The organism is Mariniflexile litorale (assembly GCF_031128465.2).
In the GTDB taxonomy this organism is placed as follows: Bacteria; Bacteroidota; Bacteroidia; order Flavobacteriales; family Flavobacteriaceae; genus Mariniflexile; species Mariniflexile litorale.
Window position 1 is genome coordinate 2,967,881 of sequence record NZ_CP155618.1, and the last position, 22,334, is coordinate 2,990,214.

At 32.2% G+C, this 22,334-nt stretch carries 17 protein-coding genes and 1 other RNA gene; 7 read left to right on the plus strand and 11 right to left on the minus strand.

The window, feature by feature from the left end; genetic code table 11:
- Positions 1 to 90: 90 nt before the first annotated feature.
- Complete coding sequence (locus QLS71_RS12365; protein ID WP_308990884.1) at positions 91 to 7,992, plus strand: LamG-like jellyroll fold domain-containing protein; 7,902 nt, start codon at positions 91 to 93, stop codon at positions 7,990 to 7,992.
- 170 nt (positions 7,993 to 8,162) lie between these two features.
- Positions 8,163 to 8,969: a hypothetical protein gene (locus QLS71_RS12370; RefSeq protein ID WP_348636547.1), complete on the plus strand. Its 807-nt coding sequence runs from the start codon at positions 8,163 to 8,165 to the stop codon at positions 8,967 to 8,969.
- A gap of 444 nt (positions 8,970 to 9,413) precedes the next feature.
- Here the strand turns inward: QLS71_RS12370 and ssrA are convergent.
- Positions 9,414 to 9,808, minus strand: a transfer-messenger RNA (tmRNA) gene (ssrA, locus tag QLS71_RS12375).
- A 207-nt stretch (positions 9,809 to 10,015) separates the two neighbouring features.
- Here ssrA and QLS71_RS12380 point away from each other — a divergent pair.
- Positions 10,016 to 10,447: a DUF1801 domain-containing protein gene (locus tag QLS71_RS12380; protein WP_308990882.1), complete on the plus strand. Its 432-nt coding sequence runs from the start codon at positions 10,016 to 10,018 to the stop codon at positions 10,445 to 10,447.
- A gap of 307 nt (positions 10,448 to 10,754) precedes the next feature.
- Complete coding sequence (locus QLS71_RS12385) at positions 10,755 to 11,537, plus strand: SDR family oxidoreductase (protein ID WP_308990881.1); 783 nt, start codon at positions 10,755 to 10,757, stop codon at positions 11,535 to 11,537.
- Positions 11,538 to 11,553: 16 nt separating this feature from the next.
- Here the strand turns inward: QLS71_RS12385 and QLS71_RS12390 are convergent, their stop codons facing one another.
- The 6 genes from QLS71_RS12390 to QLS71_RS12415 form a co-directional block, all read right to left on the minus strand.
- Positions 11,554 to 12,138: a DUF1361 domain-containing protein gene (locus QLS71_RS12390; protein ID WP_308990880.1), complete on the minus strand. Its 585-nt coding sequence runs from the start codon at positions 12,136 to 12,138 to the stop codon at positions 11,554 to 11,556.
- Positions 12,139 to 12,212: 74 nt separating this feature from the next.
- Entirely contained in the window at positions 12,213 to 12,596 is a 384-nt protein-coding gene (locus QLS71_RS12395; protein ID WP_308990879.1) for a DUF2809 domain-containing protein, read from the minus strand.
- A gap of 3 nt (positions 12,597 to 12,599) precedes the next feature.
- Positions 12,600 to 12,905: a hypothetical protein gene (locus tag QLS71_RS12400; protein ID WP_308990878.1), complete on the minus strand. Its 306-nt coding sequence runs from the start codon at positions 12,903 to 12,905 to the stop codon at positions 12,600 to 12,602.
- Between the two features lie 124 nt (positions 12,906 to 13,029).
- Positions 13,030 to 14,406, minus strand: a complete 1,377-nt coding sequence (gene creD, locus QLS71_RS12405) for a cell envelope integrity protein CreD (protein ID WP_308990877.1) — start codon at positions 14,404 to 14,406, stop codon at positions 13,030 to 13,032.
- Between the two features lie 54 nt (positions 14,407 to 14,460).
- Complete coding sequence (locus tag QLS71_RS12410) at positions 14,461 to 14,754, minus strand: transcriptional regulator (RefSeq protein ID WP_308990876.1); 294 nt, start codon at positions 14,752 to 14,754, stop codon at positions 14,461 to 14,463.
- Positions 14,755 to 14,820: 66 nt separating this feature from the next.
- On the minus strand, positions 14,821 to 15,429 hold the full coding sequence (locus QLS71_RS12415) for a hypothetical protein (RefSeq protein WP_308990875.1): 609 nt from the start codon (positions 15,427 to 15,429) through the stop codon (positions 14,821 to 14,823).
- 106 nt (positions 15,430 to 15,535) lie between these two features.
- Here QLS71_RS12415 and QLS71_RS12420 point away from each other — a divergent pair, with 106 nt between their 5' ends.
- A complete protein-coding gene (locus QLS71_RS12420) occupies positions 15,536 to 15,904 on the plus strand; it encodes a DUF1801 domain-containing protein (RefSeq protein ID WP_348636631.1) in 369 nt (122 codons plus the stop codon).
- On the opposite strand, the gene QLS71_RS12425 is transcribed toward QLS71_RS12420, so the two are convergent.
- Both QLS71_RS12425 and QLS71_RS12430 read right to left on the minus strand, forming a co-directional pair.
- Positions 15,901 to 17,445, minus strand: coding sequence for a PepSY-associated TM helix domain-containing protein (locus tag QLS71_RS12425; protein ID WP_308990873.1), 1,545 nt, complete (start codon positions 17,443 to 17,445; stop codon positions 15,901 to 15,903). The two genes, QLS71_RS12420 and QLS71_RS12425, sit on opposite strands and share 4 nt — an antisense overlap.
- Positions 17,446 to 17,447: 2 nt before the next feature.
- Positions 17,448 to 17,747, minus strand: a complete 300-nt coding sequence (locus tag QLS71_RS12430; RefSeq protein WP_308990872.1) for a hypothetical protein — start codon at positions 17,745 to 17,747, stop codon at positions 17,448 to 17,450.
- Positions 17,748 to 17,768: 21 nt separating this feature from the next.
- On the opposite strand from QLS71_RS12430, the gene QLS71_RS12435 reads away from it, so the two are divergent.
- Positions 17,769 to 18,047, plus strand: a complete 279-nt coding sequence (locus QLS71_RS12435) for a hypothetical protein (RefSeq protein WP_308990871.1) — start codon at positions 17,769 to 17,771, stop codon at positions 18,045 to 18,047.
- A gap of 56 nt (positions 18,048 to 18,103) precedes the next feature.
- Here QLS71_RS12435 and QLS71_RS12440 read toward each other — a convergent pair whose 3' ends face one another.
- Complete coding sequence (locus QLS71_RS12440) at positions 18,104 to 18,820, minus strand: DUF4198 domain-containing protein (protein WP_308990870.1); 717 nt, start codon at positions 18,818 to 18,820, stop codon at positions 18,104 to 18,106.
- 103 nt (positions 18,821 to 18,923) lie between these two features.
- Positions 18,924 to 21,263: a TonB-dependent receptor gene (locus QLS71_RS12445; RefSeq protein WP_308990869.1), complete on the minus strand. Its 2,340-nt coding sequence runs from the start codon at positions 21,261 to 21,263 to the stop codon at positions 18,924 to 18,926.
- A 78-nt stretch (positions 21,264 to 21,341) separates the two neighbouring features.
- Here QLS71_RS12445 and QLS71_RS12450 point away from each other — a divergent pair, with 78 nt between their 5' ends.
- Positions 21,342 to 22,331, plus strand: coding sequence for an AraC family transcriptional regulator (locus QLS71_RS12450; protein WP_308990868.1), 990 nt, complete (start codon positions 21,342 to 21,344; stop codon positions 22,329 to 22,331).
- Positions 22,332 to 22,334: the final 3 nt, after the last annotated feature.

The window sequence follows — 22,334 nt, forward strand, 5'->3', positions numbered from 1 at the left end:
GATGATTTTTTCTTAAAATTCAGCAGAGATACTCAACTTACTTTTGGGCATATATTTTTAATCCAAAAAAAAAAAAATTAACACAACAAAATGAAAAAAAGTTTACTATTTATTTTACTGTTTTTTTCTCTTTGTATGAGTTTTGAGCTTAAAGCTCAAACCATCATTCCAGGAGATTCTTTGGTATTTGGTCCTATGTTTAGTCCTGTTTATGAAAACAAGGTTAGAGTGTGGGTACTTACTAAAAGTAACACAGGATCAAGAGATGCTCTTTCCTTATCCATGACGGGTTCTCAAGCTCAAGCAACAGAGCTGAGCGGCACAGTTTTTAATTCTGACGACAGAATAGGGTATTACCTAAGGTCTTATGAATTTGATAATTTATCAGTAGGTGAAACTTATACTGCCAGTTTGCAAGTTAACGGCATTGCTTCTGCAAGAATCTCATCCATTACTAACGATCAAAATGTGATCGATGATTTTAGATTTTTAGCAGGTGGATGCGGAAGAATTTACGATACATCTCGTTGTATAGATATACCAGAATCTAAAACACATATTAATGGTAACCCAGATCTATTTAATCATATGGCTGCAGAAGATGCAGATCTTATGGTTTGGTTAGGTGATGCCACTTACCTTTTGGGATTACAGCATGCTAATGGAGAGTGCCCCGATGCAATAGATGACTGGGCTAATAAAGATATGGCATTTGATCGTTATATGTTTTACAGAAAGTTTCATGATCAATTAACCATGGCTATGCCACAGTTATCTATTACAGACAACCATGATACAGGACCTAATGAGTTTGATAAAACGATGGCTACATTGCCAGAAATGCGAGATATATTTAAAGACTGGTGGCCAAATCCTGAATATTTAAATACTATAGAAGGTGACGGTTTACATTCTTCTTATGTTTATAAGGATGTAGAGTTTTTCTTAACAGATAATAGAAGTTATAGAGATGGTACTGCAGACCATTTTGGAGATGAGCAATTAGAGTGGTTAAAAAAAGGACTGCTTAATTCAAAAGCAACTTTTAAAATTATTATTAACGGTACGCCAACTTTTAGAGAAGTTGGCGGAAGAAACTTTAGTGTGAGTAATCAAGCCGATGAATTTTTAGAATTTATTCAGACCAATAATATTAACGGCGTCGTTTCTTATTGTGCTGATATACATGACCAACGTTTTATGGTACGTGAAGGCGACACAAAATATCCAATGTACGATATTATGTCTGGTAATATTAATTCTGATATTGGAGGTAATGGAGAAGCGGGGAATTATAATGTAAATTATAGTGCATCTAACGATATTCTTACCGGTGTGAAGCACGGGTATGTGCGAACAAATGTATATGGAGAAGAAGGCGATAGAAGAATAAAATTTGAATATGTTGGGTTTGATGGTGCGACGTTCTTTGAAGAAGTGGTACATCAAAATATGTTAACAAGTCAAAATTCTGATGCCTATAAATTATCTTTAGATTTTACAAATTCAGTGGTTGATAATTCAGAATATAGTCATGTGCTGGAAGCCTCTAACTATAGCTTTGGAGTAGACAAAGACGATAATGCAAATAGTGCATTAGTGTTTTCTGAAAATACAAAGCTTTCTATCCCTGCTTCCACAGCATTGAATTTTTATGATAAAGCTTATAGTTTGAGTTTTTGGGTTAATCCAAGTAACATATCGTCTAAAGGTGCAACTATAGTTTCAGATGCCACCCTAACTTCAGGGGTTTCTTTTGGAATATCTAATAAAGGAAATTTAAATTATAAAGATCACGCTATGGGAGTTACACATGAAAGCAACTATAGTGTTTTAGAAAATAGCTGGTCATACATCACCTGGAAATATGACAACGTAAGAAAAAAATTAACCTTGTACTATAATGGGTTCTTAATTCAAACATGGAATAATGTATCCTCTTCTACAGCATCTCATGCAGATTTAAGAATTGGAAACAACGTGGAAGGCAAACAATTTTTAGGAAGCATCGATGATTTAAAATTATATGCGAGATTAATTTCGGATAACGATATTTTAGAAAATGCCGATATCGTCTCTAATCGTGGAGACATGTTAACCTTATCAGGTACACAGAAAACAGTTATACCTTCGGATATTTCTAACGCTTTATTTGCAAATAATTTTACAGTACAATTTTGGGCAAAATTAAATGCAGACCCAGCAAGTAACGCCTCTATTTTTTCTACACATGGTAGAGTTGGCGGAAATTCCACAGGACTTTCTTTTGAGTTTTCAGCGACTAATAAATTAAACTTTGTTTTTGGAAATAATAGTTCTGGATGGGATAAAATAGACAATCAAGGAGATACTTGGACAGTTGGCGAGTGGAATCATATTACGATTTCTGCAGAAGTAGGCGGTAAAATCAAATATTACCTTAATGGTACTTTTGTAACCGAAATGGCATATAATGGGTATTATCCTAATACTTTCGGTTTAGGACTTGGATACAGTCCTAATTATGGAAGTGCCATCCAAGGAAACATTGATGAAATGCGCATTTGGAGTAAAGTTTTAACTACTGAAGAAATAGCACGGTCTTTACATTATCCATTAGTTGGTGATGAGACAAATTTAGAGTTGTATTATGATTTTACACCTGCAACAGCAACAACTATTATCAGTACCGGTACTATAAATCATGAAATGGATATTACTTCTGCTGCATTATCATCTGCAACAGCCCCTGTAGGAAACATTCCAGCAATGTATCAAGATTTCGTCTCAGGTAAATGGAGTAAAAATAATAGTAGTACTAATCATGGTTTAAGTTTTACTGGTGATACTAATTTATTTACAAGTAATATCATTGTAGGAAAAATAGATAATACAGATATTTCTGAAGTCCCAAATAGGCCTGAGGTGCAGTATTTACATGGAGGGTGGAAAGTAGACCCGCTAAATGCGCCATTTGCAACCATCAAGTTTAATTTAGAAGCAACACTAGGCGAAGTAGCAAGTACTGTTTCGGCAACAGCAAGGCATTATTATTTATTGAAACAAAACGACGGTGAAACAGACTTTACTATGGTAGATGAAGGTACTTTTGATGGTACTAGCATTAGTTTTTATAATATAAATATCGAAGAGTCAATATATTATTTGGCATGGGAAGAAGGTGAATTTGTTCCAGGCAGGGGAGGCGCTTTAGCCTTAGTTGATGGACATGATGTTAAAATTCACTACACCTCACCTGAAATTGTTTTGGGCGGAGCGCATACTTTGGAGTTATGGTTAAATTTACCAGCAGATCCAAGTGATAAAACGATACTTTCTAACCATGGAAGAATTAGTGGTAATTCTACAGGGTTTACTTTAGAGTTGGAAGCGAATAATACCTTAAGTGCTGTTTATGGAAATAATGGTTCTGGTTGGACGAAAGTAACTTCTGCAACAGCTATTCAAATTGGAGAATGGAATCATATTGCTGTGAGTACTACACCAGGAGGTCAAGTTCAACTTTATATTAACGGTCAGCTAGAAGGAAGTACGGCATTCTCAACCTATGTATCAAATAATACTTGGGATTTTGCATTGGGCCGAAGTTTAAGTTATGGTGGTCAAGTTCTTTTTGTAGCAGATGAATTTCGTATGTGGTCAGAAGCGAGAACACAAGAAGAAATTGTAGCAAATATGCATAGCGTATTAGATATAACAGACGAAAACCTTCAGTTTTATTATGCATTTGATCAAGATGATAATGGACTGTTAGAAAATAGCGGAACAAATGTAAATGAGGTTACGTATTCTAGTGCTTCTATTATAGCCGCTACGAGTCCTGTTGCAGAATCTATTGTCGATTTTAAAGATATTATATCTGCAAGTTGGAGTTATACTATCGAAAACGCTAGTGGTATGTATGTAGGAACAACAATTAGTAGCTATATTGAAAACATTGTTTTTGGTAGAGATAGTAATAATACAATATTAGACTTACCAAATGCTGAAAAAGAAGATACGCATTACATAGCGGGTGGATGGAATGTTAATACGATGAATATTACCACTACTGATATTTCAATTGACTTGTCTGCTGTTTTTGAAAATGTAGAGATGATTGCGGCCACTGTTGGTGAATATATTTTAATTAAAGGAGATCCGCAGGTCGCATACGAAGTTGTAGCTTCTACTTTAACAGTTACAGATAATGTTGTAACATTTAGTGATGTTGAGATTGGTAATGGCATTTATTTTATTGCTTACCAAGTGGATACTGCAGCGGCTATTCTTGCTCAAGGAGGTGCTTTAAATCTCCAAGGAGGACACCAAGTTCTAATTCCTACAAGTACTATTGAACCTATATTAGCAGGAGATTTTACTATTGAACTTTGGACTAAATTAACAGAAGATCCAAAGGAAAATGTTCCTTTATTATCTAATCATGGAAGAATTAATGGTAATTCTACAGGTTTTTCATTAGAACTACCTAGTAATAATTCTGTTAACGCTGTGTTTGGTACTAATGGTTCTGGTTGGAATAAAGCGGAATCAGGAACCCCCTTAAATATTGGAGAATGGAATCATATTGCGGTTACAGTGTCTCTTCTTAATAAGGAATTAAAACTTTATGTAAATGGGGAATTAAAAGCAACCAATGTTTTTGATGCCTATGCTCCAAATAGCACGTGGGATTTTGCCTTAGGTAGAACCATTAATTATAATGGCGAATCAAATTCTATTATGGATGAATTAAGAATTTGGACTAAAGCTAAAACTCAAGAAGAGATTATAGCAAATATGCACCAAACACTTCTTGATACAGATGTAGACTTAGCATTCAACTATACCTTTAACCAAGATGATAGTGGGTATCTTGTTAATTCTGGGAATACTGTAGTGGAAATAGCGTACGCAAATGCAGATATTATTCCTGCTACAAGTCCTGTAAGAGTAGTAGAAGCACCATTTAACAATCAAGTAGTAGGAAGTTGGAGTCTTAAGAATGATGATTCTAATGGGATGTATTTAGCAGATGCTATTACAGATCACAATAGTAATGTTGTTTTTTCTAAAGAAATAGGAGGTGAAATATTACCAACAGTTGAATCTGCTGAAACTAATATTTTATACCTAAATAGTCGATGGAAAATAGATGCGTTGTTTATAGCGTCAGGTTCTGTTAAAGTAGATGTTTCAAAAGTTTTTGAAAAATTAAACCAAGTAGAACTTATTGCTAATGAGTATTATTTATTATCCGGAGATCCTTCAACTGCTGTTGAGATAGTAGCATCAGGATTAAAGGAAAATAATATCATTACCTTTAATGAAGTCGTATTTGGTAAAGAGCAACCCTTATATTTAGCTTGGAAAAATATTAATGAATATCCTACAGGAAACTTTCCTATTGTATCGGGTGGATTATGGAAATATAATGACTTAGGACAAGATCTAGGAACAACTTGGATAGCATCAACATTTGATGATAGTTCTTGGTTATTCGGAAACGCCATTCTAGGCTATGGAGATGGTATAGAAAGTACAACCTTGGACTTTGGTACAGATAATTCAGCAAAACACCCAACCTACTATTTTCGTCACATTTTTAATGTAGAAGATATAAATATTATTGGCAATCTTCTTTTCAATGTGATGTATGATGATGGGGTTATTGTATATGTAAACGGTATCGAAGCTTTCAGATTAAATATGCCTGAAGGAGAAGTTACTTACGATATGTTCGCTGCAGGAGAAATAAGTGGAGATGCTGAAAATGCTTGGACAACCATAAAAACAGCGAACTTACTTCAAAATGGAGAAAATGTTATAGCGGTTGAATTGCATCAAAACAACGGAACAAGTTCTGATGTTCGTTTTGATATGGAAGTAAATTATGAGTTACCAGCTATTATACCCACTAATTACCCTCTACATAAAGATGAACAATGGTACGTTTTAGATGAAGGCACAGATTTGGGCAAAGATTGGTTAGCTTTAGATTATAATGTTTTTCCTTGGAACAGAGGTTTTGCACCATTCGGCTATGGAGATCCTGTGAACACAGAAGTGTCTTATGGTCCTGATGCAAGTAATAAATACATTACCACGTATTACATAAAAGATATTGATGTGTCTTTAAATGAATTAACGGATTTGGTAGAATTAGGATTGCGTAGAGATGACGGGGCTATTATTTATATTAATGGTGTTGAAGTATTACGTAACAATATGCCAGCAGGAACTGTCAATTATCGAACTCCAGCAAGTAGTGCCATAGATGGTATTAACGAAAATATTTACTATACGTCTACTGTTGCTAAGAATATGTTTGTAGAGGGTACTAACCGTATTGCTGTAGAAATTCATCAATCCAATGCGTCAAGTTCAGATACACGTTTCGATTTGTATATACAGAATACACAAGATTTAGCGATAGTATGTGATAACGAGCACATAAGTTGTTTAACTTCCATAAAACCGACTTCTCAAACAAGCAACTTAATTTTATCTCCTGAACATCATTTTCAGGTTGTTATGAAAGAAAGCGATCCATATTCATTAGGTGGAGGAAATATGCCAGGTACAAATGACTTTACGGCTTATGTCGCTATTGAAGGCAGTAGTGAAAAAGGTTATTTATCTGTAAATCATGAGAATACTCCAGGTGGTGTATCTATCTTAGATGTTAATCTAAATACAAGCACGCAACTTTGGGAAGTTGATGAAAGTCAGGTTATAGATTTTTACGGAACAGATTTAGTAACAACAACACGTAACTGTTCTGGAGGTATCACACCTTGGGGAACCGTAGTTACGGCAGAAGAAAGTACAAATTCTGGAGACGTTAATGGAGATGGCTATCAAGATGTAGGTTGGTTAGTTGAAATTGATCCAGTAACAGCATCTGTTTTAGATTATAATAACGATGGACAAAAAGATAAATTATGGGCTATGGGTAGAATGAATCATGAAAATGTGGTTATTACCAATGACGGAACAACGGCCTATTACGGAGAAGATGGTGGTACGCATTGTGTGTATAAATATGTAATGGATACGCCTGGCAATCTTACAGAAGGTACTGTATATGTTTTACATATGGATATTGCCTTATCTGGTAACGACCCAAGTTCTTCAACTGGAACTTGGATTGAAGTTCCAAATGATACTAAGGCTGATAGAAATAACTTAAGCACTATTGCAGGAAACCTTGGAGGTACTGCTTTTAACGGTGTAGAAGATGTTGAAATTAACCCAATAACGGGTCAAATTTATTTTGCTGCTAAGGGTTTAAGTCGTGTGTATAGATTTACCGATAATGGAGATACGTTAAGCGATTTTGAAACCTTTGTAGGTGGAATGAATTATGATATTACTTCAGAAAATGGAACACAGTCAGAAGCTTGGGCAGACGGAAATGATAATTTAACTTTTGATGATAAAGGAAATCTTTGGGTACTTCAAGATGGGGGTAAAAATTACATATGGGTCGTGCGTCCAGATCATACGCAAAGTAATCCAAATGTAGCATTATTTGCTTCTATGCCTTCAGGCTCAGAGCCTACTGGTTTAACCTTTACTCCCGATTATAAATATGGTTTCTTTTCTGTACAACATCCTAGCGGAAGTAATACTTCACAAATAGATGCAAGTGGAAAAGAGATTACATTTAACGCCTCTGCAACTATAGTATTTGCGTTAGATAATAATATAGGAGATGGTAAACCATTGGGTATTATTGATCAAGAACTTATTAAACAAGTAAGGTTATATCCGAACCCTACAGAAGGAAACGTAATATTACAATTTATTGGTTCTTTAGTTGATAAGGATGTTTCAATAGAAGTCTATGATATTTTAGGCAGAAACTTAATCAACTACAATAATCTTAAAATAGATGGAAGCCAAAGCTTATCATTAGATTTAGGGGAATTAAATGGGAATAATCAAATACTTTTATTAACTGTTAAAGTGAATAATGTGCAACAACAGTTTAAAGTACTAATGAAGTAGATTATAATCACATACATTAATAATTATAGAAGCAGGCAATTTGTCTGCTTCTATTTATATACTAACTTATGATACGTACTACCTTTTTTATTGCCTTTTTCAGTGCATTCTGTACTTTCCAAGCCCAAAATGCAAATCCTAAAAAAACAAGAGTATTTAATTCTATACAAATGGCAAAGGAAGAAGCCTTAAGTGTGGAACAACTAAGCTTAAGAGATCAGCAATTATTTAATATGCCCAAAGAGATAGATGATTTCAAATCACTTATATTTTTGAATATGATGGGTAATAGTTTAGAATCATGGAATTACGATATTTTTAATTTAAAGCACTTAGAAGTATTAATTATAAAACAAAATGATTTAAAATATATACCAGAAGAGATTTCAAACTTTCAGAAATTAATACGTTTAAATATATCCACAAACAAAATTACAGCCTTACCTAAAACCATTGGTAGTCTAACAGATTTAAGATTTTTACACATATCGTATAACGATATAACGTCGTTACCAGAAACCATAAGTAATTGTGGAAATTTAGAAGTCTTAGAGTTAGATCATAACCAATTACGATTTTTGCCAAAGGCGATTTCTAATTTAAAAAAATTAAGCACACTCAACTTAGGTTATAATCAATTTTATGAATTTGATTCGGATTGGTTATTAATAGAAGAGCTAAAAACTCTTAATTTAGAGCATAATAGTCTTAAAACACTTCCTCATGAAATCTTTAAATTATCCAATCTAGAAACACTTATTATCAATAATAATAAACTTACAGAACTACCAACAAATATTGTTTCACTTTCTAAATTAGAACTATTAATACTGTCAAATAACAGTCTTACCACATTACCAGATAATTTATCCAAACTAACTCAATTAAAGACTTTAATATTAATAGAAAATAACTTTTCTAAGGGAGAAATAGAACGGATAAAAAAAGAATTGCCCAATTGTAATGTTTATATTTAAACCCTATTTAATGTGAATTAGGGTTAGTATATATGCCTTCAAATTATAATCAGGTGGTCCCTGGTTCGAGCCCTGGTGGAACCATTAGTAAAATCAAGGATTTACAGAGTTTTAACTCTTTAAAGCCTTTTTATTTGCAAACAGCATAAAATTTAATATTTTTTAACATAATTTCATAGTTCTAATTTAGTTTTGGGCATTTTTACTTCTTTTTAAGGTGTTTTTATTGTAAAGAAGAACTATCTTATTATTTAAAGTTGTCATAATCTGCTATTTATCTTCGAATTGACGAGATGAAAATGGATAGAAAAGTCTGTTTTCATAATTACATGGTTTTTAGGTCTCGCTAAAACACCAAAAAGGCAGTAAAAACGATATCAAATAAAATTAAAAACCCTGTAAATCGTACATTTACAGGGTTTTTGATGCGTTTTGATACTCGAAAAGTGGAGTCGGAGAGAATCGAACTCTCGTCCAAACAAGTAACCAAAGGGCCTTCTACACGTTTATTCTTTTCTTGGGTTTTCGATTATAAGCTGGTTAAAGACAACCCACTTATAACTTATCTTCTTTAGTTTTAAAAGTAAATCAAAGCACTTTACTTTCTATATTGACATTTACGATGCCTCAAAAAGGAACGCCGTCAATCAAGGCTTTCCGGAGACATAAAGCATGTACACCTTGTGTACCTAGGCCAATTCTACTATAATTCGAATTATGCTGCTAAAGCGTAGTTATTCTCGCCGTTTAAAATTTGATCTAGCCTTTAACGTGTTTCAATGTCATTACACGACGTGCTTACCGTTCAATTAATCTCGCTGTCAAAACCAGTCGACCCCATTTTAATGAAATAGTAAATTTTATTTGGGCGTTACCCTATCGGGTCAGGCTCTCGGCAGTCGCTTTTTTTGAGAAAAACAAAAAAGAGCTTCAACAATGCCTCCATCCTTAACGCAGGCTGCAAAGTTATCAAAAAACTTTGTATACCACTTCAAAACTAGTACATTTAGTTCAAAATTTATACCAATTTATTTTGGCATGACAAAATGAGTGAAAATCTAGAGATCATTAGCAATCCAAAAGTTGCAAGCGTTTTTAATAAGTATCCAACACATGTAAAAAAGTACATGCTGCATCTTCGCGAATTGGTTTTAGAAACAGCCTCTAAAATAGACGGACTTGAAAAACTAGAAGAAACATTAAAATGGGGCGAACCTAGTTATATTACTAAGCACGGAAGCACCGTGAGAATGGATTGGAAAGAAAAAAAACCAGACGAATATGCTTTATATTTTCAGTGTACATCTCGATTAGTATCAACTTATAAAATTATTTACAAAAATGAATTTCAATTTGAGGGCAATAGAGCCATCGTTTTTAAATTAAAAAATAAAATTCCAGAAACAGAATTGAAACATTGCTTATTACTAGCTTTAACATATCACCAAAGAAAGCATTTGCCTTTATTAGGCGCTTGAAAATACAAATATGAAGTTAGCAATAAGTGAAGAGCGTTTTATATAGATGTTTTTTCTCATTAAAAAAATTAAAGCTTATTGAGGTACATATTTCTAAGTTAAAAATATTCATAAAAATAGAACCTATTAACGTTTTTATGAGAGTAATTGTTTACGATTTTTTTTAATGACGATGGAGATCGTGCTTTACAATCTATCATAATAACCGAAAACGCAAGGTTGCCGAACGTTTTGCTCATTTGAAGGATTATGTAGTTGAAAAGTAATAAATTTGCTATGTAATTTTCTTTAATTGGAATTTGAATTTATGACAAAAACTGCATTAATAACTGGAGCTGCTTCAGGATTAGGGTATGAGTTAGCATTGCTATTAGCCAACGATGACTATAATTTAATTTTAATAGATATTGATAATACTAACTTACAAGTTGCAAAAACTGAAATTGAAAAATTGTTTTCATGTAGTGTGTCCATTGTATTCAAAGATTTAAGTAAGCCTAACGTAGCCATAGAAATAATGGAAGAAATTAACAATATTCCCATAGATGTTTTGGTTAACAATGCCGGTTTTGGCTTATTTGGAACTTTTGCCAATACCGAATGGGAACGAGAGCTTGATATGTTGCATGTACATATATTAACTACAACACATTTAACCAAGTTGGTATTAGAGGGGATGTTAAAACGTGGTTCGGGAAAAATTCTTAATATGTCTTCGTTGGCGGCTTTTCAACCAGGACCACTTATGTCTATTTACTATGCTTCCAAGTCGTATTTATTGTCATTTTCTGAAGCTATTGCAAACGAGTTAAAAGGTACTGGTATTACTGTTACAGCGTTATGTCCTGGACCAACTAAAACGTCGTTTCAAAAAGTGGTTTCAAATAACACTTCAAAAAATAAGATTAGTTTTAATATGGCATGTCCGTCGGCTGTGGCTCTTTACGGCTATAACGCCATGCAAAAAGGCAAAATAGTGGCTATACCAGGTGCTATAAATAAATGTCTATCAACCGTTCATCGTTTTGTTTCTAGAAAAATGGTAACACAAATTGTTAGAAACTTACAAGAGAAGAATAGAGAGTTGTAATAAGAGGTTTTTTTTATTAAACTATACCAACCCGTTTATCATAAAGTTCTTGGAATATCCAAAACCCAATATTCAAGAACATTCCAAAAATAAAAGTAAATAACCAAGCTTCTTTATATAGAACTGGTTGTACGACTATATTTAAAATATCTAAAATTAAGTATTTAGGATTGCTTAGTACTTCCCATGAATTATATCGTAAAAATCTACCTAAATAGACTCCGAAACTCGATAGAAATAGAAGCGTCATTAGTATATAACTGAAAACTGTTTTTTTTACATACGGTATCAATATCTTTTTCATGTCTATTAAAGATAAGTAAAATAACAGTAAGCCATTGCAAGCAAACGATGTGACCACTAAGATGTCTAACCACAAATAGGAATCGGAGTTTAACCTTAAATGCATTAAATCTGTAATAATGTATGGTGCATTTGGTGAAAATAATAGCCAGACACTAAACCAGAGTACGAGCTTCAATTTTTTAATGTTTATTTGAGTCGCTAAATAACTTGTAATAACAAATGGAATAATGGCTAAAAATAGATTCCATATTAAAAATAAGTAAAAGAATGAGTGACTTAGTTTTATTCTAATCATTAATAAAAACAAACTAAAAATCAATGATATACTTACTATTGAATAAAGTTTAAATTGGTTGAAAATAAATTGTTTTATAGTATACACGATTTTATAAGCTTTAGTTCTACAATTATAACAGTAACGATTCCTAAAGTGTAAGCCACTAGATCTGAAAACTGAAAAGTACTACCCAATATAAGTTTGGCTATATAACTATTTTCTAAGTTTAGCAGTTTTAGAACATTAGCCAGTTGTGATAATTCTACAGCAAAAGAAAAGATTAAAACGCTCAGTGCTATATAAAAGGGATTGCCTTTAATAAAGCTTTTAAAAAAGCAATACATTAAAATAACTACCAAATAATCGCCAAACGTATGCCTAATAAAACCCGTTTTTACGAATATAGCAATTAAGACTTCTGTTATAAAAAGTAAGATGGTTAAGACGATGTAGGTTTTGTTGAATTGTAGTTTCATAATTTAAAATTCGGTTGGAAATTCTATATTTATAATTATAAAGAAATATAAGATTGCAATGGGAATGTTTAATAGAACCATGCCGCAAGCTTTTATTATTTCATGCTTTTCTTTTGGGTTAACGAATAAGTAAATTAATAATCCTAAAAGAGACATTGTATTTAATATGACCGCTACTATTATAAATATGATCCCAGGATATACTAGTGCATGAGAATGACGAAATGATATTTGAAGTGTAAATAAGATAGTTCCAATAATGAAACTACTTGCAGCTAAGGTTTTGCTCGTTATTATAAAGATGTTCATAGGTTGTTTTTGCGTTAGCGATTGCAGTGGAAAGCCCACAGCGACGAAGAAGCGAGGACTTGTAACGGAAAGCGCGACCCCCGATTTTCTTCGGGGGTAACGCCCATATAATGAATTATTAAAATTACCCGTTGTTCCAATCTATTTTTCTGGACACGTACATAATCATAGTTAATATTAAAAACAAGCCTATGCTTCCTACTATAAGTGCATAGTTTTCTAACTGAATGATGACATAAATAAAGGTGTAAAGTGCTGTTAAGGACAGCCCAATAAATACTGGGAATTTAAATGTTTTTAAAATGGATTTTGAATATAATGTGATGAGAAGAATTACAGAAATTCCAGCTATTAGATAAGCTTTTAAGAAGTTGCTGTGCTCTGAAATGGATACCAATAAGGTATAAAACATGGTGAGTGCCAACCCAATCATTAAATATTGAAAGGGATGAATGTTTATTTTGCTTAAGGTTTGAATTAAAAAGAAAATGAGGAATGTTAAGGCTATTACCAAAAAACCATATTTTGCAGAGCGTTCACTTTTTTGATATTCGTCTACAGGAATCATAAAATTGACTCCAAACGCAAATTCTTTTAAATCTGGGATACCATTAAAGTGTTGTTGTGAAAATGGACGGTTTAAATCTAGTATTTTCCATTTAGCATCAAAACCATTTTCTGTTATTTTATTGTCATTATACGGTAAAAACTCTCCAAAAAAGTTAGCTGTTTTCCAATTTGAAGTTATTTTAGCACTTGTTTGTTTACCAGTTGGAATAAAACGAATTTGCTCGCTGCCTTTTATATTAAGGTTGATATTAAAGGTTAACGATTTTTTAAATTCTAATTGTGTTTTGTCTATGGTTTTTGTTTCTAGTGTGTGAAGCACAACTTCATTAAAGTTATAATTTTTTTTGCCGTTATATTTTGATGTTAGTTCGTAATTTCTCTCATCTAGTTTTAAATTAGCTTCGTTGACTCCTTTTACATTTGATGACTGAATGATAATTTTTGCTTTGTCCCAAAGAATGTCTTTATTATCAATTTCTATATCACTAAAATCTGGTTTGGTATATGAGCCAGTAAGGGTTATTTGACTATCATAAACAGCTGTTGTGTAAATACCTCTTTTTTTTGTTTCGGGATTTATGTTAGAATTTATGTTGAGGTTTTCGGGAAAGAAAAATGCGTATTGAATTTCCTCGTTAGTTTCGGTGTACACTTGTTTTGTTTTTTTATCTGTAACGGTTTTTTCATTATAGGTTTTATAAGGCACTTTTAAAATGGGACCATAAATAAGAACCTCGTTACCCCATTGTTCATTGATTTCATTAATAACTTCTGTTTGTCTGTGAGAACGTTCTCTTATTAAATCTTGAATAAAGAAAAGTGGAATCAATAATATTAAGGTTAAAAAACCTATGATGAACATACGTGCTGTGATTGAGGTTTTTAACCAATTGCCAAATTTGTTTTGCGGTTGTGTGTCTGTATTTTTCATGTTTTTAGTTTTAAAGTACTTTGTATTTCAAAGTATAAGATTAAAAAAATAGTATTAGTGCTTGTTAATTAATTTTTCAAGGGCATCAATATGTTTTTTAAATTCTAATTCGCCCAATTTTGTTGTGCTGTAACGTGTGTTTGGTTTTCTACCAATAAATTGTTTTTCAACCTTTATGTACTCGGCCGTTTCGAGAGCTTTTGCGTGGCTTGCTAGATTGCCATCAGTTACTTCTAAAAGCTCTTTTAGCATATTAAAATCTGCATATTCGTTTACCATTAAAATAGACATGATGCCTAATCTAATACGGTGATCAAATACCTTATTAATGTTGTTAATAATGCTCAAAATTGAAGTTTATGGGTTGATGTGTTATTTGTTTTTAAACTGAAAAATACAACTAAATACTTGTTGCTAATTTACGTCATACTTGAAATGCATCCAAGTACCGTAAATAATATGTAATATGCCAAAACCTAAAACCCAAAGCCAAAACCCATAACCAGGGAGTAGGGCAGCGGTTAAGCCTAAAATGATTTCAGCGAAGCCTAAATAGCGAATATCTCCAATGCTATATTTTGAAGCGTTTATTAAAGCCAGTCCATAAAATATAAGCATTAAAGCACCTGCTTGTCCATATTTTTGTTGATTCAAGATAATTAGAATATATAACCCACCAACAACTAACGGAATTAAAAAATTAAATACCAGGCGTTTAGAAGTGGCGTCCCAAATTTTAGAACCGTGTTTCTTTGCCTTTTTAGTTGTTAAAATAATACCCGTAATGATACTTAAAGTAGCCACTAGAATAAGGTCTACTAATACCCATCTGAATATTTGTCCATCAAGAATTAAAGTTCCGTAGCTAAAATTCATCACTAAATAATAAGCAATAGCAGCTCCAATAAGAGCGTACACTCCAGCCATTATCCCAGATAAGCCACTTAAGGAAATAAAGCGCGACGATTTGTTCATCAAGTTTTTGATTTCGCTTATATCTTTTAAATAATCTTTAGATTCCATATAGAAGTACTTTGAAATACAAAGTAAATAAATTAAAATGAATAATGCATTGTAAAATTTTGTTAATTTTGATGATTGATAAATTTTCCGCTCACTTGTAAAACCCATAGACAACTATTTTTTAAATCAGAAAGAGCCATTTCAATCCATCATGCTTTATGTTAGAAGTGTTATTTTAAATACATTACCAGAAGTAGAGGAGCGGTTTAGTTATAAAATACCGTTTTATAATTGCCACAAAAAACCTATGATTTATTTAAATGTTTTAAAAGGTACTAATTATGTTGATGTGGCTTTTGTACAAGGTATTTTGTTAGAAAATGAGTTCCCTCTTTTAAAAAACGATAATAACCGAAAGCAAGTACGCTCCATTCAATTAAGGACTTTGGAAGATTTAGACCATAAGAATTTTATTGAATTGTTACATGCAGCTTCCGCTTTTCTTAGTAAAAGTAAAAGCGCTTGGTTTATTTAATAGTTTTTTTTCTTCAATTTAAAAGAGATCCAAAGGGTAAGTAAAGATAAAACCAACCAAAATGTATCAACGAAAAATATTTGAAATTGTTGGTTACTAAATGACTTCCAAATCCAATTCTTCGTTGTAATTCCATTTACAACAGGAATTAAAAACCCGAAAAGACTACCAGAGAGTAGCGTATATTTATTTATAAAGTTGAGATCCTTTTTAATAATAAAAAAAATAGAGAGCAATAACCAGCCAATAAAATAAAAGCTATAAATAAACGATTGATTAACGGGGTGAAATATTTTTACAGCAATAAACGATAAAGCAGTAATAGGGTACATGCTTAAACAAATGGCTAAATAGACTCTTACAACACGAAGATTAAAACGACGTTTTTTTTCAGGAATGTTTTTTTTGTCGCGTGCAACAAGCCAAATCATGACACCCGAAATTATAACGAAACATGAAATAAGTCCTAATATGAAGCTAATAAGTTTTAGCGCATATCCACCATAATCGGCAAAATGGAGTCTGAAAAGCGTGTTTTTAACACCATCTAAATATGTGCTACTTTCAATGGGGTCTTTTTTAGAAACTAATACATTAGAGTTTACTTTGTATATTGCTTCTCCCACACCTGTAAACTTGTTTTTGTAATTTAAATGGCCATTAACCAGCACGTGCATATTTGTATTCCCATAGTTGAAAATATGCATTTCTGTAACATTAAAGTCATTCCATAATGTTTTTGTTTTTTCAGTATAACCATTTAGGTTAAAGGCTTTTTGAATGGTATCTTTTTCTAAGTCAAAGTGTGGATGACTATATTCTAAATCATCATAGAATTTAGTTTGGTTCCCTTCGTATAAAATAGCAATATTTGGAGCTACTAAAAGCAGCTTAATCATAAAAAAGGCACCAGTAACTGCATAAATAAACTGAAAAGGTAATCCTAACATACCAAGGGAAGTGTGTGCATCTGTCCATAATGTTTTTAATTTTTCTAACGGACGAAATAAGAAAAAGTTAGATGTGATTTTTTTCCAATGCACCAATACTCCGGTGATGATGGCAAATAAAAAGAAGAAAGCAATAAACCCGGATAAGTAATATCCAATAGGGTAGGGAACTTGTGCAAGAAAGTGCAATCTATATAAAAACTCTCCCAGCGAATATGAATCTTGATAGGAATTTTGCGAATAGTCTTTGGTGTCTAAATAAAAGAATTCTCTTTTTTTTGCATCTTTTGGTGCAAGGGTGTCTTTTGAAGCAGATATAGAGACTCCAATACGTTGCTCTATATAATGTTTTCTAATTTCAATATCTCGTCCATATAAATTGTATCGGGTTTTTAAGGTGTCTAAAGTTGCATCAAAATCTATTTGAATATCGTCTGTTATTTCAACAGATTGATTGCGCTCCCAATTCACGATTTCATCTCTAAAAAAAGAAAATGAACCCGCAAAAAAGATTATATAAAGCACGACACTAATAACAATACCACTTACTGTGTGGGTATGAAAGAGGATGTTGTAAGTTCTGTTTTTCATTATTAAAGAGCGATAGGGTGATAGGTTTTAGATAAATAGATTACCAATGAAAAAAACAGACTAAGAAAGAGGTAAATACCCCAAATTTTCCAACCGTTTTTTGCGAGAAAAGCAATAATCATTAGGGTAACCCAAAGTATAAAACCTGTAAAAGTTAAGGTAATTATAACGTTAACATGGTTAACCCAATACGACAATGCCATGTGAAAAGTTATAGATACAAAGTAACCACCCAAAAAGCCAGCAGAGATTTTGGCAAACCGCTGCCAGTTAGACGATAAATATTTTGGGTTTGCAGGCATAAATGTTGTTAACTATTAAAAATGAAAAATTCAGCACAAAGTGAAAGCAATAATAACCCAACAATGGCTTTTGGTTTTATAAATTTTAGAGGATTAAGTATGATGATTAAGCTCCCGAAAGTCATTAAACCCATTATGAAAAATAAAATACCTGAAGCCAATCCTAAATATAAACAGCATAAAAAACATGATAGTACTAAGATTGTTAATCCTAAAAACTTCCCTCTTGTTTTATTTGCTTCTATCCAATTTTCAAAACCGAAATTTGAACTTAAAACAGCTTTTTTTGAGGTGTTATAAATTACATAAAAGGCTGTGAAAATAAATGCAAGTGCTATTGAAATCATTTTTTTAACCTATATAATTGAATACGTTACGCAATGCCAAATAAATTCGTATTTATCACCTTTATATACGCCTGGAACTTTTTCGCTGAAAGTCGTTTCAACAATATATTTTGTTTTCCAAGGCAGTTTAAATGATACGATACCATTATCATCCGTTTCTAAAGTTTTGGACCATAAATCTGCTACAAAAACTTTTAATTCATTTTTTGCTAAAGGTTTATTTTTAAATAGAACTTGAAGTTTTATTTCATCCTTATTTGTAGAAATATCTTTTACGGTAATACCTTTTTCGTTTAAAGCAATGGTTTTGTTAATTGCATTTCCAACTTGTATTTTGGTTACAGAATGATAATGTGTTTTAAAAATACCGAAGTCGTATTTTGTATAGTCAATAACATCAATATGATCATTGTTTAATACTACGGTATAGGTGCCGTTAGCCGATGGTGTAAATTTAGCTAAATAGTGATCTTCAAAAGCAGTTGTTTCTAATTTTACTTTATTACCTTTTTCATCAACCACCCAAAGAGTAAAGTCTTTTACGTTGGGGAATGCTTCACCTTCTACTTTTTCTATTACACCATAAGTATATTCTCCAAAAAACACTTTTATGTTTTGTTCCGTACCTATTTGTCCATTTGGGTCTGTTTCAATCCATAAGTAGTGCGCAAAAGATTGTGTAGTAGTAAATATTATTAAAGCGATGGTTAAAATTGTTTTTTTCATTTTTTTATATGTTTATGATTACTAAAAAGCAGCCCTCATTTATTATTAGAGGACTGCATAAAAACTAAACTAATTACTCTTAACTAATTCAAATATGAAGGTTTTAAAATTTATAAGTTACTGTTAGTCTTCCATTAATTCCAGGTTCCGATTGCCAATATAAATAGCTACCGTAATTAGAACCAGAATATAAATATTCATCAAGAATATTATTAACATTAAGTTGTATTCGTATTTTTTTGTTTTTCCAAGACAACCCACCATCAAGTCTAAAATAATCGGGTAAATCACTTTGGTTGTCTGCGCCCCAAGCCCAAGCAGAACGATCTATCTGGTATTGGTAGCCTAAGGACGCGCCAAAACCTTTTAATTTTGATGTATTAGCGAAAGTATAGTTAACCCATCCGTTGGTCATGTGTTTTGCATGTCCGGCAACACGTTGCCCTATATTGTCGGGGTTTGTATCTTTTGTTATTTCAACATTTGTATTGGCATAATTAAAAACAACGTTTAATTCTGGTGTTATTTCACCTTGCATATCAAATTCAATACCTTTTGATTGAATTTCACCTAGCTGAATAGAGAAGTTTATATTTTCAGGGTCTGTAACCAAAACATTTTCTTTGGTAATTTGATATACGCCTAAAGATGTTTTTAACCTGTTATTAAAAAAGGATTTTTTAATACCACCTTCAATATCTTTGGCTTCAACAGGATCAAAATAATCACCAGATTGACTCACTCCAGTTTGTCCTAAAAAAGACTGGTCATACAAGGCGTAGGCTGTAAGTGTTGGCAAAATATCTACGCTTAAACCAAATCTAGGAGTGAATTTTTTGTCGGTTTCTGTTTTTCCAAGAGTTACAAGTTCGGTATGTCTTGCTGCTAACGTTAATCTAATTTTATTTTGTAAAAAGCTTATTTCGTCTTGAGCATAAAAAGCTCTTACAGTAAAGCCAGTATTATGAACATCAAACCTATTTCTTACTTTTTGTGATCTATTGAATACAGGGGTTTCGGTATTGCCGTAAACTGGATTGTAAATATTAAAAGGTTGATCGGTGTCTATAATAATTAGTTGACTCCAATCTGCCCAATATTCTTTTTCACTAAAATCAAAACCTCCTAAAACCGTATGTTTTAAACCAAAAGTTTCAAAATTTCCGTTAAGGTATGTTTGAAAATATTTACCTATAGATAAGGCATCCCAAATACTAGCATAACGTGTGGCATCACCATTGTCTTCGAAATTCCAAAGCCATGTAGAATTCCCTTCTTGGTCATATCTTAAATAAGCAAATTGTGTTTCAATACTCCAGTTTTCAGAAAACTCATGTTTTAGGTTCGTGAATAATGTTAATTCTTGAATGTCAGTTATTGGGTAGTTGTTATCTATGTATTTAAAATCTCTATCTAAACTACCATACCCATCTGCTACCGGTGCAAAAATATACGCAGAACCTAAATAGCTTTCAGCTTGTTGTACATTCAATTCTGTTGTAATAGAGGTTTTATCAGATAGGTTATAAGTTAAAGCAGGTGCAAATCCGTAGCGTTGTGCGTCTTCATTGCCTCTGTGAGTATCTGATGTTTGATACATACCATTAAAACGATACAATAATTTACCATCTTTGGTTAATTTACCTCCAAGATCTACAGTGCCTCTGTAGTAGTCAAAGCTACCACCAGCTAGCGAAATTTGAGCAATTCGAGTATCAGTAGGTTTTTTTGTAACCACATTATAGAAACCACCTGGCTCTCCTGCTGACATCATAAAACCAGCGGGTCCTTTAACAAATTCTATACGGTCTACTGTATTCATGTCTTCAGATAATGGGCCCCATGTGTCTTGAACATTCACCCCATTTCTAAAAGCAGGTAACCTAAAGCCTCTCATGTTTACACGAGCAAAGTTCCCCCAGTGCTCTAGCATGGTTACACCACTTACATTTCTAATAACACCATCCATAATACTGGTTACTTGTTGATCAATAAGTAAGTCGCTGCTTATTACTTGAATGTTTTGTGGTAATTTTGCTAATTCACCTTTTAAACGAAGTGAGGAAGACGTTTTACGTTCTGCGTATTTGTTTGTTTTATTTCCATTAACCAGAACCTCGTTTAGTTTTTCTTGGTCTTCATTTAATTTTACTGTAGGTACGTTAGTGGTTTCATTATTTTTTATAGTAATAGAAATTTCTTCTGGGTGGTATCCAACATAAGAAAATGCAAGTGTATAGGAACCAGCATTAACATCTTTTATATAAAAGTCACCTTTGCTATTTGTATATGTGCCATGGCTTGTATTAATTATTGTAACATTTACATTTTCTATAGTTTTTCCACTGTTTGAAATCACCTTTCCTTTAATATCACCTTGCTGCCCATAAATAAAAGCCGCAGAAAAAAGAAAGGTTGTTAGTAGGATTAGCTTTTTTATCATATTTTTGTTATTTATATTAAGTCTAAATAAATTTAGATGCAAAAATAGTATGGTTTTCTAATAAATAAATGACGTGATTTGAAAAAAAAAAGACGTGAAAAAGAAAATTTTAAAAAAGTATATTTAACTGATAAAAAAATAAGTTTAAAAAGTTATTTAAGTGAAGAAGTAAAACGTAAGGAGCATTGTGGTTTACTGAAAATTGAATATCTGGTTCGTCCAGAATATGGGAAAGGACATATTACAGAGTTTCATTTTGATGGTGTTGTTATTTCTATTAGTAATTTTATTTTTCATCAAAATTTTATTTTTTATAAAACATTAGATGTTAATGCCCTGTCTTTATCTTTTTTAGTTAGGGGGGAAATGCTTCTTCAAGTAGATGAAACATTTAAAGAAAGGTCTTATGAAGAAAATGAGTCCTTTATGGCTTATATAGAAAGGTTTAAAGGAGCCTTGAAAGTTTATGCAAAAAAGCATTTTAAAGAAATTAAAATTACAGTTTTTAATACTTTTTTAAAAAAGCATGGTTTCATTGAAGGCGTGAAATTTAAAAAAGTAACAGATCAAGATCTTATTTTACCAATCACTAATACTATGTTTGTTGCTTTAGAGGCGTTGGAGATAGATTATGGAGCGGGTTTACTTCAAAGGTTGTTTCTAGAGGCAAAAGTGTTGGAAATTATTGCTTTGCAATTAGCGAGTTATGAAACAATGAATCTAGATAGAGCTGGTTTTACAAACCAAAAGCCAATAAAAAAGCTGTTTCTTCTAAAACAACTTTTAAAAGAGAATTTAGATAAAAACTATTCCATAAAAGAGCTAGCTGAAGAAACAGGTTTAAGTGAAAATATTTTAAAATCGGAATTTAAACGCATTTTTAATTGTACAATAAATCAGTATTTTTTAAATCAAAAGATGAAAAAAGCTACGCATTTGTTGCAAAATACCGATAGTCCCATTTATGAGATTGCAGAAAGTGTAGGCTATAAAAATGCTACACATTTTAGTGCAGCATTTAAACGATTTTATAATGAAACCCCTAAAGTATGTAGGGGAAAACTATAGAGG